The organism is Gemmata sp. (genome assembly GCF_051859125.1).
In the GTDB taxonomy this organism is placed as follows: Bacteria; Planctomycetota; Planctomycetia; order Gemmatales; family Gemmataceae; genus Gemmata.
Genome location: NZ_JBHYGG010000066.1, coordinates 1 through 17,614 on the forward strand (window position 1 = coordinate 1; position 17,614 = coordinate 17,614).

General features: G+C 71.6%; 9 protein-coding genes. 4 read left to right on the forward strand and 5 right to left on the reverse strand.

All coding sequences use genetic code 11. The features are described 5' to 3' along the window. Positions 1–105: 105 nt before the first annotated feature. The 3 genes from ACTIGN_RS08005 to ACTIGN_RS08015 all read right to left on the reverse strand — a co-directional run bounded on the left by ACTIGN_RS08005 (position 106) and on the right by ACTIGN_RS08015 (position 11,534). Positions 106–381, reverse strand: a complete 276-nt coding sequence (locus ACTIGN_RS08005) for an acyl carrier protein (protein ID WP_439622585.1) — start codon at positions 379–381, stop codon at positions 106–108. 91 nt (positions 382–472) lie between these two features. Continuing rightward, positions 473–3,727, reverse strand: a complete 3,255-nt coding sequence (locus tag ACTIGN_RS08010; protein ID WP_439622587.1) for an acyltransferase domain-containing protein — start codon at positions 3,725–3,727, stop codon at positions 473–475. A gap of 178 nt (positions 3,728–3,905) precedes the next feature. Beyond that, a complete protein-coding gene (locus ACTIGN_RS08015; RefSeq protein WP_439622588.1) occupies positions 3,906–11,534 on the reverse strand; it encodes an SDR family NAD(P)-dependent oxidoreductase in 7,629 nt (2,542 codons plus the stop codon). A gap of 343 nt (positions 11,535–11,877) precedes the next feature. Between ACTIGN_RS08015 and ACTIGN_RS08020 the strand changes: the two genes are divergently transcribed. From ACTIGN_RS08020 to ACTIGN_RS08030, 3 genes are all read left to right on the forward strand, one after another. After that, entirely contained in the window at positions 11,878–12,927 is a 1,050-nt protein-coding gene (locus ACTIGN_RS08020) for a S49 family peptidase (RefSeq protein WP_439622590.1), read from the forward strand. 196 nt (positions 12,928–13,123) lie between these two features. Then, positions 13,124–14,248, forward strand: coding sequence for an aromatic ring-hydroxylating oxygenase subunit alpha (locus ACTIGN_RS08025; protein ID WP_439622592.1), 1,125 nt, complete (start codon positions 13,124–13,126; stop codon positions 14,246–14,248). A gap of 333 nt (positions 14,249–14,581) precedes the next feature. After that, positions 14,582–14,962, forward strand: coding sequence for an FHA domain-containing protein (locus ACTIGN_RS08030; RefSeq protein WP_439622594.1), 381 nt, complete (start codon positions 14,582–14,584; stop codon positions 14,960–14,962). A gap of 121 nt (positions 14,963–15,083) precedes the next feature. On the opposite strand, the gene ACTIGN_RS08035 is transcribed toward ACTIGN_RS08030, so the two are convergent. Next, positions 15,084–16,361, reverse strand: coding sequence for an outer membrane protein assembly factor BamB family protein (locus tag ACTIGN_RS08035; RefSeq protein ID WP_439622596.1), 1,278 nt, complete (start codon positions 16,359–16,361; stop codon positions 15,084–15,086). 155 nt (positions 16,362–16,516) lie between these two features. Further along, on the reverse strand, positions 16,517–16,885 hold the full coding sequence (locus ACTIGN_RS08040) for a hypothetical protein (RefSeq protein ID WP_439622598.1): 369 nt from the start codon (positions 16,883–16,885) through the stop codon (positions 16,517–16,519). Positions 16,886–17,151: 266 nt separating this feature from the next. Between ACTIGN_RS08040 and ACTIGN_RS08045 the strand changes: the two genes are divergently transcribed. Next, positions 17,152–17,526: a rhodanese-like domain-containing protein gene (locus tag ACTIGN_RS08045; RefSeq protein WP_439622600.1), complete on the forward strand. Its 375-nt coding sequence runs from the start codon at positions 17,152–17,154 to the stop codon at positions 17,524–17,526. Positions 17,527–17,614: the final 88 nt, after the last annotated feature.

The window sequence follows — 17,614 nt, forward strand, 5'->3', positions numbered from 1 at the left end:
ACCTCGCCCCGTTCCTACGGGGAGAGGTCGCCGCGCTTCGCGGCGGGTGAGGGGCACCACGATCACTCACATCCCACACACGCGAACCGCGGGTATCCGCCGCGGCTAAACGTGGGTCTGTAAGAACGCCACCAACTCGCCGAGGACCAGGTCTTCGGCCCCGCGGGTCCGGAGCCCCGCAAGGAACGGGCCGTACGGCAGCTTCCGGCCGTAGAACTGTTCGAGCCGCTCGCCCAGCACGACCAGTTCGATCGACGCCAGCCCGATGTCGGCGAACACCTTCGTGTCCGGGCCGATGGGGACCGACACGTCGCGGTCCGGGAACGCGGCCGCGACAATCGTCGCGAGGTCGGCGTACAGTTGCTCGGCGCTGCGGGGCATCCCATTCCTCGTTCTGGTGGGGCAGGCATTCTTGCCTGCCTCCCCGGCGTCTGACGGCAGGCAAGAATGCCTGCCCCACCAAAGACCACGCCTAAGATTCTACCTCGCACACGGTCGTCGCGATCACCACGTCCTTGTGCCGGGCGGTTCGCACGCGGAACGCCCGGCCGCCGTGCGCGACCCGCACACTCCCCGGCTGCTCGCCGGCCGTCGCGGTCAGGCTATCGGCGGGGACGCCGAGCGCGTCGGCGGCCGCTTGGCGGGCGGCTTCGAGCCGCAGCGCGTCATCCGAGTCGCTCTTCTTCGCCAGTACGAGGCCGACGCCGAACCGCTCGGCGGTCGAGGCGAACGCCGCGACCCGGCCCTTCACCACCGCGACCTTCGCCAGGGGGAACGGCTCGCCGCCCGGCTCGCCGCGGGGGCGGCACAGCACGACGTTGCCGTGAACCTCGGACTCCATGTCGGCCGGGAACGTCCCGCTCGCGCGGCCCGTGTTCGAGAGCGCACGGGCCGCGTCCTTCGCCACCAAGCGCGAGAAGAACCAGTCCGACTTCTCGGCGTCGGTCCCTTGCACCTTGATGAACGCGGCCTGCTCGGTCGGGGTCATGCTCACTCGCACCCCCGAGGCCCGCAGCGCCGGCTGCTGGAGGTCGAGCGGCGGGTCGAGGAAGTAGCACCGGCTCGCTTCCGCCGCCTCGGCGTCGGGCACCCGGCTGCTCAGGAAGTACTGGTCCTTCGGGCCGAAGAAGTTCGTGTCGCCGAACGGCAGGTAGAACCGCCAGTACCCGGCCCCGCTGAGGCGGAACCACGGGCGGCCGGTTGCGTCGAACAGCTCGATGCCGTTGCGTGTCTGCCGCGCCGTCTCCTCCTCGTTGTGCCCGCGGACCAGGAGCCGGCTGCCGACCCCGGGGACCGGCCCGAAGAACTCCAGGCTCTTCATGCCGATCGGGAGCAGGATGCGGCCGGACCAGTCGGGCTGTTCGAGGTGCCACGCGCCGAGGATGTGCATCGCCGCGTCGATCAGCACCGGGTCGATGACGGTCCGCGGGTTCGGGTTCGACCGGAACCACGTGTCGCGGTCCTGCACTTCGAGCGTCCCCTCGATCCCCTCCTTGCCGAACCGGTCCAGCGAGCGGAGCATCTGGAACACCGGCCCGTGGAACAGGTTCCTCCGCAGCTCCTCGACGGTCGCGGTACACGGCGCCTCGTCGGAGAGCACGAACGGCAGCGGCTCGGGCGGCTCGTTGTAGCGGTCGGCCAGCACCACCGTCGCCTCCGACGACGGCTTGTTCGCCGCGTCGGCGAGGAACGAGTTGCCCAGGTCGCGGACGTTCGCCCTCACCTCGACCACGCCCGTCTCGGCGTTCACCGAAGCGACCGAGACGCGGACCTCGAACGTCGTCGGTTCGTGGTCGTAGGGCACCCAGCGGAACAGCCGCACGTCGCGGAGCGCGGTGACCACCTTCCCCGGCACGAGCGTCGAGGCGGCCGCGGCCATCGCTTCGAGGCTGAACGTCATCGGCAGCACGGGGAGCCCGTTCTGCTTCGGGTCGGCGCGGCTGACCCCGCGGCCGCCGAGCGTGTGGTCGTCGACGTACAGGTCCTCGTGCAGGTCGAGGGTGCGGCGGAACACCGCCTCGCGGCCCGGCTCGAACTGCACCGGCTCGCCCAGGAAGCAGAACGGCCGCTCGGGCTCCGGTGCGGGCTCGGGGGTCGGGAAAAACTCGGGGAGCGCTTCGAGGTCCGCGGGGAGCGCGACGGCCTCGCCGCGGCCGGCGAGGAACGCGTGCACGACCTCGCGCTGCACGTCGAGGAACTGCTCCATCGCGCCGAAGTACCCGTCCATCACGGGGTCGGTTGAATCTTGGCGAGCGGGGGGTGTGAACCCCCCGAGTTCTTGGTTCTCCTGTCTTGTCTGACTGGCGCTCCACTCGGGGGGTTCACACCCCCCGCTCGCCTCGGCCCCGGCCACGCGGCCCGCGTACAGGTGCGCGAGGTTGAGCGGGACGTGGTGCGCGGCGAGCTGGGCGACCATGTGGTTCACCTGGGTCGGGCCGCTCTTGCGGACCACGTTCGCCGGGATCACCGCGCACGGCCTGCCGCGGAGCACGTCCTCGGCGAACGCCGACAGGTTCCCCCGCGGCCCGGCCTCGACGAAGATCCGCACCCCGTCGGCGTACATCGTCTCGATCATCCGCGTGAACTCGACCGGCGAGACCCAGTGGTTCACGGCGAGGTCGCGGATCGCGTCCGGGTCACCGGGGAACGGCCGGCCGGTCGAGCACGAGTAGATCGGCGTGTGCGGGACCGCGAACGGGATGCGGGCGAACAGCTCGCGGAACTGCGGCATCCACTGCTCGAACAGCGGGGTGTGGTACGGCCGCCGGAACGGGAGCCGCTCGCACACGAGCCCGCGCTCCAGCAGCGCCGCCTCGACCGCCGCGACCAGGTGCGTCGGCCCGACCGCGACCGACTGGTGCGGGCAGTTGTCCATCGCGACGACCACGCCCCCGCGGGCCACGTTCGCCGCGACCTCCTCGACCGCGGCGCGCCCGGCCCCGACCGCGAGCAGCGCCACGTCGCCGCCGGCCTCGTCTTCGAGCCGCTGCATCAGGTCCGTCGTCTCGATCAGGCTCGGGCCGATCATGGCCGTCGAGTCCATCGCGCCGGCCGCGAGCAGCGCCGCGAGTTCGCCCGCACTGTGCCCCGCCACCGCCGAGACGGGGAGCTGAAGGTTCTGGAGCAGCCGCGTGACGGCGAGGTCGGCGAGCAGCACGCCGAAGATCGACGGGCCGAGTTGCCGCAGCTCGACCTCCGCGGCGGCACGGTCCTCCGGGGCCGGGTGCAGCACGGTCCGCAGCGACGGCCGGCCGGACTCGGCCGCGAGCTGGTCGCACCACGAGAACGTGTCCTCGACCTCGGGGAACACCGTACACAGGTCGGCGAGCATCCCGGGGTACTGTGCGCCCTCGCCCGGGAACAGGAGCGCGAGCGAGCCCTGCGTGGCGAGCGGCGTCTCGAAGAAGTAGAGGCCGTTGGTGTCGCGGACCTGCTTGCACTTCGGGTCGGCGACGCGATCCGCCCCGCGGCGGAGCTTCGCGGCGAGATCGGCGGGCGACGCCGCGACGACCGCGAGCCGCACCCCGCCGGGCCGCAGGTCGGCCGCGAGCCGCGCGGCGACCTCCGCGAGCGGCGCGCCGGGGTGGCGTTCGACTTCCGTTGCGAGCGCGAGCGCGCGCTCGCGCAACTCGGCCCGGTCCGCCCCGCTCAGGACGAACGCCTCGGTGTCCCAGCCGACGACCGGTGCGGTGTGCTGCGGGGCCGGCGATTGGGCGATGACAACCATGCTTGGGATCGCGGAGGGTGGCTACTGTGTTTTGCCCTCTCCCCTTGCGGGAGAGGGTGCCGCGAGTCCTCGAGCGGCGGGTGAGGGGTGGCGCCGCACGGTGCGTCGCGGTGCCACCCCTCACCCGGCTCGCAAAGCCTCGCCACCCTCTCCCGCAAGGGGAGAGGGCAAGAACCGCTTACTGCGCCCCGGCGGCCGCGAGTTCGGGCGCGGCGGCGGCCTTCGGGCGGGCGTGCTCGGTGCCGCCGGCGATCAGCACCTCGGGCTCGCCCTTGGCGCCGAACACCACCTCGTCCACCGCGAACCCGCCGCCGACGGCCGGCTCGATCAGCTTGAGCCCGCGGGCGACCAGGTGCTTCTCCAGGTCCGCGACCATGCCGACCTCGGCCCACGGCCCCCACGCCACCGACACCACCCGGCCCGGCCACCGGCGGTCCAGGTCGCACGCCAGCTTGCTCAGCACCTCGTTCGCCGCGGCGTAGTCGGACTGCCCGCGGTTCCCGTACCGGCTGGTGATCGACGCGAACACCGACAGGAACTTGACCCTCGCCGGGTCCAGGTGCCGCACCAGCGTCAGCGCGCTCTCGACCTTGGTGCCGAACACGCGGTCGAACGACTCGGGGGTCTTGTCGCGGAGCAGCTTGTCCTCGATCACCCCGGCCCCGTGGATCACGCCGGTGATGCCGCCCGCGGTCGCGTTCAGCTCGTCGAGCAGCGCGCCGAACGCCTTCGCGTCGCGCACGTCGACCGAGCGGTACTCGACCGCGCTCCCGGCCGCACGAATCGCGTCGAGGTTCCCGAGGATCTCGCGGTCCTTGAGCAGCCGGCGGTAGGCCGCTTCGATGAGCGCGGGCTTCGCGTCGGGCTGGCGCTTGAGGAGCGCGGCCTTGATCTCGGCTTGCGCCGTCAGGCCGGCGGTGTCGGCGGCCTCCGCGGCCGGCAGCGGCGAGCTGCCGACGAGCACGAGCTTCGATTTGTACCGCGTCGCGAGTTCGAGCGCGACCCGGGCGGTGATGCCGCGCGCGCCGCCGGTGATGAGGACGGTCGAGGTCGCGTCGAGTTCGATGGCGGCCTCGTCCTTTGCGAGCGGGCCGGGTTCGACCTGCCACGTCTTGCGGGTCTCGCCGGCGACACCCACCTCGAACGGGCCGTCGGCGTCGCCGAGTTCGGCGAGCAGGTCCTCGGCGAGGTGCGTCGCGGGGGTCTCGCCGTCCACGTCCACGACGCGCACGGTGACCTCCGGCCACTCGTACCCGAGGCACTTGGTGAACCCGGCGACGCCGCCGTGCCCGGCGAAGAAGTCTTCGGGGAGGTCGCCGCCGAAGCCCATCCGCCCGCCCATCGCGGTGACGGCGAGCAGCACCCCGCTCCCGGCCTTCCCGGCGGCGCGGATGTCGGTCTCCAGCCCGCGGGCCAGCAGGTACAGCGACTTCACCTCGCGGCGCATCCGCTGCTCGGGCGGCTCGGTGTCGGCCGGCTCGGCGAGCGGGAGCAGGTGGATCAGCCCGGACACCGGGCCGCACGCCTCGCGCACGCGGCCGAGCAAGTCGGTAACGGCAGCCGGGTCGGTGAGGTCCGCGGCGAACCCCTCGCCCTTGCCGTCGGCCATGCGAATCAGCGCGGTCTTCACGTCGAGTTCGGCGAGGCGGTCGGCGAGTTCGCGTGCGGTGCCGCGGCCGTCGTCGGTGAGGAGGATGGTGCCGGTCGGCGGCGCGAACTTCGGGCGGGCCGGGAGCGGGGCGTCGACGAGCCGCACGACCAGCCGCTGCACCTCGCCCTGCCGGGCGCCGGGGTGCAGGTCGCCGTTCCGCTCGGCGGCCGGGAGCGCCTTCGGGTGCGTGCCGTTGGCCGACGGCGCGAGGGCCGGGGCCGGGGCGCCCTCGTCGGCCGTGCCGGCGAGCGCCTCCGAGACGTAGTCGGCGATGCCGCGGAGCGTCTTGATGGTGGAGAGCTTCTCCATCTCCAGGGTCGGCTGCTTGCCGTCGGCCCCGGTGCCGATCGACTCGGCGAGGGTGCCGAGGATCTCGACCCGCTTGATCGAATCGACGCCCAGGTCGGCTTCGAGGTCGAGGTCGATGCTCAGCGCCTCCTTCGGGTAGCCGGTCCGCTCGCTGACGAGGTCGAGGAGCCGGGCCAGGAGCGCGTCGCGGTCGAGCGCCGCCGCGGGCGCGGGTGCGGGTGCGGCGGGCACGACGGCGGTTACCGCCGCCGGTTCCGGCGCGTGCTTGCCGTTCGTCGCGGGCGTTGCCACCGGTACGGCGGGCCGCGCGACCGGCTCGACGGCGGCGATGCGGTTCGTCACCGCGGGGGCCGGCGCGGGAGCCGGAACCGGTACAGTGGCGTGGCCGTTGCTGTAGCCGTTGGTGTGACCGTTGCCGTTGCCGTTGCCGATCGAGTGCGCGTTGCCGTTGGCGTGGCCGTTCCCGTTCCCGTTACTGAGCGATTGGGCCGCGTGGCCGTTCGCGGCCGGTGCGGTGCCGCCGGTCCCGAGGTAGCCGAGCATCACGCTCTTCTGCGTGTCGAGGAACTTGGCCATCACCTCCTGGAACCGCATCATGACGGCCGCCGCACCGTCCGGGGCGGGGTGACCGTTATTCGACGGGGCGACGCGCGCCGGCTCGGTGGTGTTCATCGCTGGTGTGATCCCGGGGACAACGGACGGGGTATGAGTGGGAGCGGGGCGGGCGGCGACAGTCACCTGCGCCGCGACAGCGGGGACCGGCTTCGGAGCGGCGACCGGCGCGGCGACCGGCGCGGGGGCGGCCTTCGGGGCGGGTGCGTGGTCGCCGTTGGTCGAGACCTTCGCGGCGGCCGCCGGCTTCACCGCGGTCGGTGTCGCTGCGGGGGCCGGCGTGTTGCCCGAGTGGTTCTGCCCGAGGAGCCGCGGCTCGGGGCCGTTGATCGGCCGGCTGCGGACCCCGTTGACGACCCACGCGGTCGCCGGGATCTTCGGCTTGCCGGTGTCCGGTCCGAGCTTCGCCAGGTCGAACGCCTGGACGGTGCGGCCCTGGAACAGCCGGTCGAGCTTCACCGGCACGCCGGCGGCGAAGAGTTGGCCGAGCAGGTGCGCGAGCTGCACGAGGCCGGGCCGCGACTTCACGTCGGACGCGAGCGCGACGTGCGGCTGGCCCGCGAGCGTCTGCGCCGCCAGCCCGGTGAGCACCGCCTGCGGGCCGACCTCGACGAACACCCGCGCGCCGGCCGCGTGCATCGCCACCACCTCGTCGGCGAACTTCACCGGCGACACGAGGTGCTCGGCGAGTTGCGCCGCGATGCCGGTGCCGTGCGGCTTGCCGGTCGTGTTCGAGTACACCGGCTTCCGCGGTGCCGCGAACTTCGCCTCGGCGAGCGCCGCCGCGAGCGGGGCCTTCGCCCCGGCGATCAGCGGCGAGTGGAACCCGCACGCGACCGGGATGCGCTGGTTGCGCACACTCGCCGCTTGCAGCTTCGCGGCCGCGGTCTTCAGGCCGTCTTCCGTTCCCGCGAGCACCGTCTGGCTCGGCGAGTTGTGGTTCGCGACCCACACCCCTTCGACGCCCTTCAGCAGCGGCTCGATGGTCTGCGGCGTCGCGTCGACGGCGATCATGCCGCCGGCCGCGCTCGCCGCCGCATCGCGGATCACCTGCCCGCGGCGGTACGACAGGCGGATCAGGTCGTCCTCGCCGAGCGCCCCGGCGGCCGCGAGGGCGGCGTACTCGCCGTAGCTGTGGCCGGCGAAGAAGTCGGCCTCGACCCCGAGCGCCGTGAGCAGCTTGAACATGCCGAGGCTCGTCGCTCCGAGCGCCGGCTGGGCCACTTCGGTGCGCTGGAGGTCTTTGCGGTTCGCCGTCTCCTGGTCGGGCGTGAACGCCGACGGCGGGTACACGAACCGGCCGAGCGGCTTCTCCAGGTCCTTGGCGAGCGTGCGCTCGGCGCGATCGAGCACCGCCCGAACCTCGGGGAACGCGATCGCCGTCTGCGCGAGCATGTCCGGGTACTGCGACCCCTGCCCCGGGAACAGGAACGCCACCTTGGACCGCTCGGGCTTCGCGGCGAAGAAGATCCCTCGCGGGTCGGTCAGCGCGTCGGCCGGCTTCGCCAGCTTCTCGAGCGCCGCGTCGAGCTTGTCCCTCAGGTCGTCGAGCGAGGTCGCGACCACGGCGAGGGTCGGCTGGCCGTCGCCGGCCCTGCTCGACTGCCACACTGATGCGGCGAGGTCGCACAGGTCGGGGACCGCGCCCGCCGCGAGTGCGTCGCGGGTCTTCTTCACGTCGGTTGTGAGCGAGGCGACGGTCGCGCGCCGCCACACGAACAGTTCCGCCGGCCACTTGCGGAACCCGGCGCTCGGGCGGTCCAGGTAGTCGCCGCTGTACTCCTCGACGACCGTGTGGAAGTTCGTGCCGCCGAACCCGAACGCGCTGACCCCGGCGGTCCGCGGGTACTCGGCCCCGTGGACCCACGGCCGCGGCTCGGTGTTCAGGTACAGCGGGCCGCCCTCGAAGTTGGCCTTCGGGTTCGGGGTCTCGACGAGCGTCGGCGGCAGCACCTTGTGGTGCAAGGCGAACGTCGTCTTGATGAGCCCGGCGAGCCCGGCGGCGCACTTGCTGTGCCCGATCATCGACTTCACCGACCCGAGGGCGCACGACCGCTCCTGGCCGCCGGCCTCGCGGAGCAACTGGCCGATGGCCCGCGCCTCGGTCTGGTCGCCGACGACGGTGCCGGTGCCGTGCGCCTCGACCAGCCCGACGCGGGCCGGCGAGACGCGGGCCTGGGCGTAGGCCCGGTGGAGCGCCCGCAACTGGCCCTCGGCCCGCGGCGCGGTGAGCCCCTTGTCGCGGCCGTCGCTGCTGGCCCCGATGCCCTTGATGACGCCGTAGATGCGGTCGCCGTCGCGCTCGGCGTCGGCGAGGCGCTTGAGCACGGTGACGCCGACGCCCTCGGCCAGCGCGATGCCGTCGGCGGCCGCGTCGAACGGGCGGCACCGGCCCTTCGGGCTCAGCGCGTAGGTCTTCGAGAACGCGACGTAGGCGTAGGGCGTCTGCACCGCGTCGCCGCCCATCACGATGGCGACGTCGCTGGTCCCGTCGTTCAGCTCGCGGATGCCGGCGTACAGCGCCGCCAGCGACGACCCGCACGCGGCGTCGATCGCCATGTTCGGGCCGCCCAGGTTGAACCGGTTCGACACCCGGCCCGCGGCGACGTTCAGCAGGATGCCGGGGAACGAGTCCTCGGTCCACTCGGGGAGGATGCCCTCGGCCAGCTCGACGACCTGGTGGCCCTTGATCGGGACGCCCGGGATCGAGTCGAGCAGCGGCATGCAGGTGCGGAACCCGTAGGCCACCGACAGCGGCATCCCGCCGCCGCCCACGCCCAGGATCGCGCACGTCCGCTCGCGGCTGAACGGCCGGTCCGCGTACCCCGCGTCGGCGATCGCCTGCCGCACCGCTTCGAGGAGCAGCAGTTGCAGCGGCTCGATGTTCGGGATGCTCTTCGGGGTGATGCCGAACGCGAGCGGGTCGAACAGCACGTCCGACATGAACCCGCCCCACTTCGAGATCATCTTGTCGCGGGCGCGGGGGTCCGGGTCGTAGAACGGCCGCCAGTCCCAGTGCGACGCCGGGATCTCGATGACCGCGTTCACCTTGTTGAGGACGTTCTCCCAGTACTGGTTGACCCCGACCGAGCCCGGGTAGAAGCACGACAGGCCGACGATGGCGACGTCGCACGGCGGCGGCGCATCAAGGACGGCGGGGGAGACGCGGAGTGTGGCAGCCACGGGGACCGAAGCGTCGCGCGCCGTGCCGCAGACGTTCGCGTGCAGTTCGGCGATGGTGGTGACCGAGTCCCGCAGCGCGGCGATCTGGCCGATCATGTACATGCCGCGCTGGAACTGCTCGTCGGCGGGCACCTCGACGAGCCCGTCGGCCCGGGGCTTCGTCGCCTTCGCGCCCGCGTCGCCGACGCGATCGACCCCCTTGCTCGCGACGCGGAGCCGGCCGAGGTTCATGCGCTCCAGGGCGATGCCGACTTCGAGGTGGCTCTTCCCCTCGGCGGCGAGCTTCCGCTTCTCGGCCGCGAACGTCTCGGCGTACGGCGTCGGGATGCACCGGATCGCGTGGCCGGGGCCGGTTTCGAGCAGCACCGTGTCGCCGCAGGCGAGCGCTTCCTTCTGGAACCGCTCGGTGATCGCGCCGCCCGCGACCGCTTCCTTCGTGAAGAGGTACGCGGTGCCGAGCAGCGCGCCGACCTTGACGCCCTTCTCGGCCAGGCCGGCACTCAAAGCTGCGACCATCTTCGCCGACAGCGCGTCGTGGATGCCGCCGGCGAACACGACGTGCAGGTCGTCGGCCGGCCGGTTGCCGATGTGGTCGAGCAGGACGGTGACCATCGCCTCCCAGAGCGCGAAGCTGGCCCGCGGGCCGATGTGCCCGCCGCACTCCTGGCCCTCGAAGATGAACCGCCGCGCGCCGTCCTTGAGGAACATCCTGAGCAGGCCGGGCGACGGGACGTGCAGGTACGTCGGGGTGCCCTGCGCGTCGAGTTCCTTGGCCTGGTCCGGGCGGCCGCCGGCGATGATCGCGAACGGCGGCTTGTGGTGCCGGATCGCCTCCATCTGCTCGGCGCGGATCTCGGCCGGCACGAACCCGAGGAGGCCGACGCCCCACGGCTTCTTGCCGAGCTTCGCCTTGGTTTCCGCGAGGAGCTTGTCGGTCTCGGCCCTGCGGAGCAGCGCCAGCGCGAGGAACGGCAGCGCGCCGCCGGTGGCGACGGCGTCCGCGAACGCGGCCGTGTCGCTCACCCGGGTCATCGGCCCCTGGAGGACCGGGTACTTCGTGCCGTGCGACTTCGCGAGGGCCGAACCTTCGGCGAGGTGCGCGACGTGGCGGGCGGTGTCGAGGAGCTTGGCGGCGCGCTCGCAGATCGTCTGCACGATGCCCGAGACGGTGACGCCCGCGGCGGCCAGCGACGGAGCCGTCACCACGTCCTGCCCGACGAACCACGCGCCGTCGGTCGGGTCGGCGGCGACGCGGGCCCTCACGGCGGCGTGCCACGCGGCGAGCTTCACCTCGGCCGGTTGCTCCATCGCGAGGAGCAGTTCCTCGTCCTTCGCGAGTTCGGCCGCTGCGGGGCTGTCGGGCCGGGCGTACACCCGGTAGGCAGCACCGAGCTTCGCGCCGAGGATGGTCGTCTCGCCGCCGTCGAGCCCGGCAATGCGCTTGCGCAGCGAGTCCGACGCGCCGGACTCGCGGGCGAGCAGCACCTGCGAGTCGAGGACCACGCCCGCCGCGCCGCCGGCGAGGCACGCGGCCGCGGTGTGCGGGCCGATGCCGCCCTGGACCCAGAACGGGATCGTGAGGTCGTGCTTCGCGGCGTACAGCCGCCACTTCTGGATGAGGATGAACGACGTGTCGGTCCCGATGCGGCCGCCGGCCTCGTGGCCCTTGAGGATGATGCCGTCGAGCTTCAGTTCCGCGGCGCGGGCGGCTTCGGCGATGCCCACGACAGAGGCGAAGACCTCGATCCCGGCGGCCCGCAGCTCGGCGACGCGGCCGGCGATCTTCGGGGCGTCGCCGACGAGGACCACGCGGCCCGGCGTGTTCGGGCCCGCGATCAGGCGGCTCAGCAGCCCGTCGGCGTCGGCCCGGAGTTGAACCCCCCAGTGCTTCCCCGCGAACCGGGCCAGCCGGGCGAGGGCGACGTCCGCCGCGTCGCCGCCCGGGGCGAACTCGAGGTCGAGGACCCCGACCGCACCGCCGCGGGCCGCCGCAATCGCGATCGCCGGGTCGGCCCCGAACGGGGTGAGCACCATACTGTCGCGCGGTTCCATCTCTTTCCTCGCCGCAACGGACCTCCTTGTCCTGATAGGCACGGGCCGCGGTTAGATCGCGCGTCCGGGCAATGGGTACATCTGTGGCTTCGGGTCCATCGACTCTCAACACCCTAGTATCGTCATTCCACAGTGTTTCGGCAATTTGGGCAGTGTAGAGAGTTAAGGCATTCTAGCCCTTCGTCGCAAGGCGGGGTGGCGGGTGATCGGATCTTTGACAGCGATTTGCGCGGGGATACCCCGGAAGCATGTACCGTGCCGGGAAGGAAGGTTAAACCGGGGGTATGGGAAACGCCGATTGGGGGGACAGAGTGGGTGCCGTGGGCAGGTCGGGGGGGAAAAAATGCGCCATCTCGTCGTCGCCGCGGTCGGTATTATGCTCGTGAGCGGGTGCCAGCGGTTCGTGGTCCGGACCGAGAGCCGGGTCGCGATGGCCGGCCCGCTCGACACCCGCGTCACGGCCGAGATGCCGCCCGTGAACCCGCACGCCGGGCCGGTGAAGCCCGTGGTCGTGCAGGCCGGCGCCGGCCGCGTCGCGATCGTGGACGTCGACGGGCTGGTCCTCAACGCCCCGTTCGTCGGTCCGTTGTCGGTCGGCGAGAACCCGGTCGCGCTGTTCCGCGAGAAGCTCGACGCGATCGAGGGCGACCGGTGCGTGCGGGCGGTCGTGCTCCGGGTCCACAGCCCCGGGGGCGGGGTCGCGGCCTGCACCGCGATGCGGCGCGACCTCGAGCGGTTCAAGGAGCGGACGAAGCTCCCGGTGGTCGCTTCGCTGCTCGACGTGGCGGCCGGCGGCGCGTACTACGTGGCGTCGGCGGCCGACGTGGTGGTCGCCGAGCCGGCGGCCGTGACCGGCGGTTTGGGGGTGATCCTCAACCTGTTCAACCTGCAAGACCTGATGGCGCAGTTCAACGTGATCCCGCAGCCGATCAAGGCGGGCGAGCTGGTGGACATCGGGTCGTCGGCGCGGCCCCTCAAGGAGGCCGAGAAGCAGATGCTCCAGGCGATGGCCGACGAGTTCCACAAGCAGATCCTGGCCGACGTGGCGCGGTCCCGGCCCCGGATCGACCCCGCCAGGGCGTTCGACGGCCGCATCATGACCGGGCGGCAGGCGGTGGACGCCGGGCTCGCGGACCGGGTCGGAGACCTCGACGACGCGCTCCAGGTCGCGGCCGGGATCAGCCAGCCGGGCGGCGCGGCCCCGCGGCCCGAGGTGGTGCTGTACCGGCGGGCCAACGACCCGGCCCGCACCGTGTACGCGGTGACGCCGAACGTCCCGCTCCAGGGCGCCGGCCTGCTGCCCAACCTCCCGGGCCTCGACCGCACCAAGTTGCCGACCTTCCTGTCAGTCTGGCAGCCCGAGCTAACTATGGAAAAGCTCGGGGGCAAGTGACCCCAGTGCGGAGTGCGGAATTCGCGGGCGAAGCCGGTAGCGGACGCGGGGCGAGGCGTCGCCCCTGGTTCTGGTGGCCCGTGCCACCGGCCCGACGCGCCCGCCTCGCCCACGCGCCAGCTCCGCGGTTGTGGTCCGTCGCTCCGTGCGACGCCCTCCGGTCGCTCACGCTCCCGGCTCGCCGAGAACCCCGACCATGTTCACCAACCAGACGCACCTCCAGCACCTCCTGCGGCCGGACCAGTACACCTCGGAGGAGCAGTACCGGGCCGAGTTGCGGCACCTGTTCCAGCCGGCGTGGCACCCGCTCGCGGTGAAGTCGGACCTCGCGCGGCCCGGCGACTTCCTCACGTTCGACCTGCTCGAAACGCCGATCCTGGTGCGGAACTTCGGGGGCGAGCTGCGGGCGTTCCTGAACGTGTGCCCGCACCGGCACAGCCGGCTCACCGACAAGCCCCGCGGGAACACCGAGCGGCTCCGGTGCCAGTACCACGGGTGGGAGTTCAACGCCGAGGGGCGGACCGGGAAGATCCCCGACGCGCGGGCGTTCCGCCCGTGGGACCGCGACAACTCGTGCCTGCGGCGGTTCGCCGTCGAGACGTGCGGCGACGTGGTGTTCGTGAACCTCGGCGAGAACCCGGTCCCGCTCCGCGAGTGGCTCGGGGCGGTCTGGGAGCCGTGGCAGGACTACGGCGGCGACTACCGGCACGCGGCGACGTGGGAGAAGGACTTCCCGTGCAACTGGAAGATCGTGCTCGAGAACTCGCTGGAGTCGTACCACATCCCGGAGGTCCACCCGAAGACGTTCAAGGAGTACTCGGCCGAGGAGAACTCGTGGCACGAGCTGACCGACACGTTCACCTCGTTCCGCACGGTGCCGCCGAGCGACTGGCCCACGCGGGCGGGGAACTGGATGGTGCGGCGGCTCGGGCGGCCGGTGGAGAACATGTACTGGCACCGGGTCCGGCACCCGCACGTGACCGGGGCGTCGCTGGACGTGATGCGGATCATGCAGTGCGTGTTCCCGACCGGGCCGGCGACGTGCCGGTACCGGAGCCTGTTCTTCACGCTCCGGGGCGCGCGCCGCGGGCCGCTCGCGTGGGCCACCTACCGGTTCCTGCGGCCGATCGCCACGGCGGTGGCGAAGAAGGTGTTCGACGAGGACGGGCGGATCTACGGCGGGGTGCAGCAGGGCCTGGTCGCGAGCCCGCACCGCGGCGTGATCGGCACCCGCGAGGAGCGGATCTTCCACTTCCAGGAGTACGTGACCCGCGGGTGCCGCGGCCCGCGGGAGCTGACCGTCGCCGCCGACCGCGCGTGACCGCCGGACTGCGTCCTCAAATTCGAAGCACGAAATCCGAACAACGAGCCCCCAGCCGCACGCTCACCCCGTTCGGCTTCTGGTAGGCGTTATGCAGTTGGCTTGGTGGGGCAGACATTCTTGTCTGCCTCCAGACGCTTCCGGAGGCAGACAAGAATGTCTGCCCCACCAGAAGTAAGCAGGTCCGAGCCCAACTGCGTGACTCCTATTCTGGTCCTGCCGTTCGAATTTCGTGCTTCGTGCTTCGAATTTCACGGCGGGTTGCACGCGGGCCGATTTGGTTCAACAATGGGGGGTGTCGCACCCTCAGCCGATCTCTTCCGCAGGGGCCACATGAACGCCCGGCTCGTGCCCGTAGACGGCGGCCCGCCCGTCGAGTTGGTGAAGGACCTGACGATCGTCGGCCGCGACGCCGACTGCGAGGTGCAGCTCGACCACAAGAGCGTGTCGAAGCAGCACTGCGTCCTGGTGAAGACCGAGGGGCTGATCCTCGTCCGCGACCTGGGGAGCACGAACGGCACGCGGGTGAACAACACCCGGGTCCGCCGGGCCGCGCTGATGCCCAACGACACGCTGTCGGTCGCGAACGTGAAGTTCCAGGTGAAGTTCGGCGACGAGCTGGACCGCGAGCTGGCGGCGGCCGAGGGGCCGGGGAAGGCCGGCGGCCCGACCCCGCTCCGCCGCAACGCCCTCCCCGACGTGTACCCCGACTGACGGGAGTGTTGCGTGTTAGCGCGTGTTGGGAGTGTTGCCGTGTCGAGAGTGTTAACGTGTCCCGCTGTTTGATCGGCACCCAACACTCTCGACACCCAACACTCTTCAACACTCTCCCCCGCTACTTCGCCCCGATCGCCCACAGGTACTCGTACCCGCGGATGTAGATGCGGCCGTCGGCGACCGCCGGCGAGGCGTAGATCTTGTCCGGCAGCGTGTTCGTCGCCACCTTCTTGAACTCCTTGCCGGCCGCGACCACGTCCGTCGCGCCGTTGATCGCGGTGACGTAGATGTTTCCGCCGGCGGCCAGCAGGTTCGACCGGTGGATGGCGGTGGTCAGTTTCTCACGGTAGAGTTGCTGGCCGGTCTTGGCGTCGAGCGCCGTGAACGGCCCGTCGTTCGAGATGTAGACGATGTCGCCGACGCGGACCGGGGTGATGACGTCCGGGGTGCGGAAGTTCGTCGTCGCCGGGAGCCGCCACAGCTCGGCCTTGTTTTCGGGGGTGATGTCGCCCTTCGCGCCGACCGGGTTGAACGCGACCGTCGGCCCGTCCTTGCACGACGGCACCACGATCAGGTCCGGGCTGAGCATCGGGTTCGAGATGAACCGCCACGCGCCGTTGCCCTTCGGGTTCAGCCCCTGCACCCGCCACACCTCCTCGCCGGTTTCGAGCTTGTGCCCGGTGCAGAAGTCGTTGCCGTGCGAGACGAGTAGCGGGCCGCCCTCCCCCTCCCAGACGAACGCCGACGAGTACACGTCCGGGCTCTCGCCCTTGCTGTACCCCGGCCGGTTCACCTTCCACAGTTCCTTGCCGGTCGCGGCGTCGAGCGCGACAAGGACCTGCGCGTTCCGGTGCATGACCTGGAGGTACAACTTGCCCTGGTACAGCACCGGGGTCCAGTGGCACCCGAACTGGATGCTGAACTTGCCGTAGTCCTGGAGGTTCTTCTCCCAGACGAGCTTGCCGTCGAAGTTGTGGCAGGTGAGCCGGCCCGCGTCCTTGCCGCCGACGAACGACCACACGTGCTTCCCGTCGGTGCTGCACGACGGGCCGGCGTCGGTCGCCTTGTCCGGCCCGCTGCGGTTCCCGCCGGTCGCCGACATCTTGTCCCGCCACTTCTCCTTGCCGTCGGTGCCGACGCACAGCAGCACCACGTCGTCGCCGGCGACCGAGGTGAAGAACATGCGGTCGCCCCAGACCGCGGGGGTGGACTCGCCGGCCCCCGGCATCTTGAGCTTCCAAACGACGTTCTTCTCGGCGCCCCACTCGGTCGGCAGCCCCTTCTCGGCGGAGTGGCCGTCGTTCTTGGGGCCGCGCCACTGGGGCCAGTTGTCGGCGGACGCGGGCAGCGCGACGGCGGCGGCGAGCACGCCGGCGGTGAGGAACAGGCGGGTCACTGGGAGGGGTCTCCGTTAGCGTGCGGCGAGCGGGGGCCGGTGCCCCCGCGTTCAGGCGGGTTACGGTTGAGGGTACTCGCTCGGCGGCCGCGGATCAACCACCCGCGATGAAGTGACGTGCAGAGGGCGGGGGTGGGGCCGACGCGGGGCCGGTGTCACGGGGTGAGCGCGACGAGGAACGTCTGTTCGCCCGGCTGCACGATGAGGGTCAGCCCGGACGTGTCCGGGTCGCCGTACCGCGGGGGCACCGGGCGGCAGCCCGGCGACGGCCGGGGGTTCCCGACCGTGACGATCGCGTTGCCCGACGGCACCCCGGACACGGTGTACTTGCCGTCCTTGATCGGCGCGTTGACGACCGGGGAACTCCCCACTTCCGAATGAAACGAGATCACGCCCCCGGGGAGCGGCTTGCCGCCGATGGTCACTTCGCCCGAGACCGCCCCCGGTTCCTGCGAGCACCCGAGCGCGCTGCCCACGAGCACCGCGAGTGCGGTGCCCCGTGCGAATGTCCGTAGCCGTGCCATCAACTCACTCCGAGTTGCGAACGGAGAGGAATTGTGGCCTCACGAGCGAGACGCAAGAGGAAGCAAAAGCAAGGCCCGGACCGTTGCTTCACCGGCGACTCATAATCGACACAAACCGTTGCGGAAAAGCGATATGAAGTGGGCCTCGATCGGATTCGCGTGTCGCGCAATTCGTGCGGCGTGCGACTTCAACGCGCACGCGACACGCGAAGGATGTACAAAACTGGGCAGGAGCGAATCGCACCCTTTGGGTCTGGAGAGCAGCCGTGGTCAAGCAGCACGCACCGGGGTTTTTGAAGATCGTGGCGGACGCCAAGTCGCGGGTCCGCGAGTGTTCCGTGGACGACGTGAAGGCCCGCCGCGCCGCGGGCGGGAGCTTCGTGCTCGTCGACGTGCGGGAGGACGGCGAGTACGCGGCCGGGCACGCGGCGGGCGCGGTCCACATCGGCAAGGGGGTCATCGAGCGCGACATCGAGGCGAAGGTGCCGGACCCCGCGACCCCGATCGTGCTGTACTGCGGCGGCGGGTTCCGCTCGGCGCTGGCGGCCGACGCGCTCCAGAAGATGGGGTACGCGAACGTCGTCAGCATGGACGGCGGATGGGCCGCGTGGGTCAAGGCCGGGCTGCCGACCGAGAAGTAGGTCCGAGGCGGCACGGTGGAGTTGTTCGCCTTACGCGGGCCGCCACGGAGGGCGGCCCCGACCGGACACGAGTTTGTCGGGGCCGCCC

Excerpts from the sequence above, each read along its gene's own strand:
- ACTIGN_RS08010 (WP_439622587.1), bottom strand. The coding sequence starts at position 3,727 with ATGGTTGTCATCGCCCAATCGCCGGCCCCGCAGCACACCGCACCGGTC.
- ACTIGN_RS08030 (WP_439622594.1), top strand. The coding sequence starts at position 14,582 with ATGAACGCCCGGCTCGTGCCCGTAGACGGCGGCCCGCCCGTCGAGTTG.
- ACTIGN_RS08020 (WP_439622590.1), top strand. The coding sequence starts at position 11,878 with ATGCGCCATCTCGTCGTCGCCGCGGTCGGTATTATGCTCGTGAGCGGG.
- ACTIGN_RS08040 (WP_439622598.1), bottom strand. The coding sequence starts at position 16,885 with ATGGCACGGCTACGGACATTCGCACGGGGCACCGCACTCGCGGTGCTC.
- ACTIGN_RS08005 (WP_439622585.1), bottom strand. The coding sequence starts at position 381 with ATGCCCCGCAGCGCCGAGCAACTGTACGCCGACCTCGCGACGATTGTC.
- ACTIGN_RS08015 (WP_439622588.1), bottom strand. The coding sequence starts at position 11,534 with ATGGAACCGCGCGACAGTATGGTGCTCACCCCGTTCGGGGCCGACCCG.
- ACTIGN_RS08025 (WP_439622592.1), top strand. The coding sequence starts at position 13,124 with ATGTTCACCAACCAGACGCACCTCCAGCACCTCCTGCGGCCGGACCAG.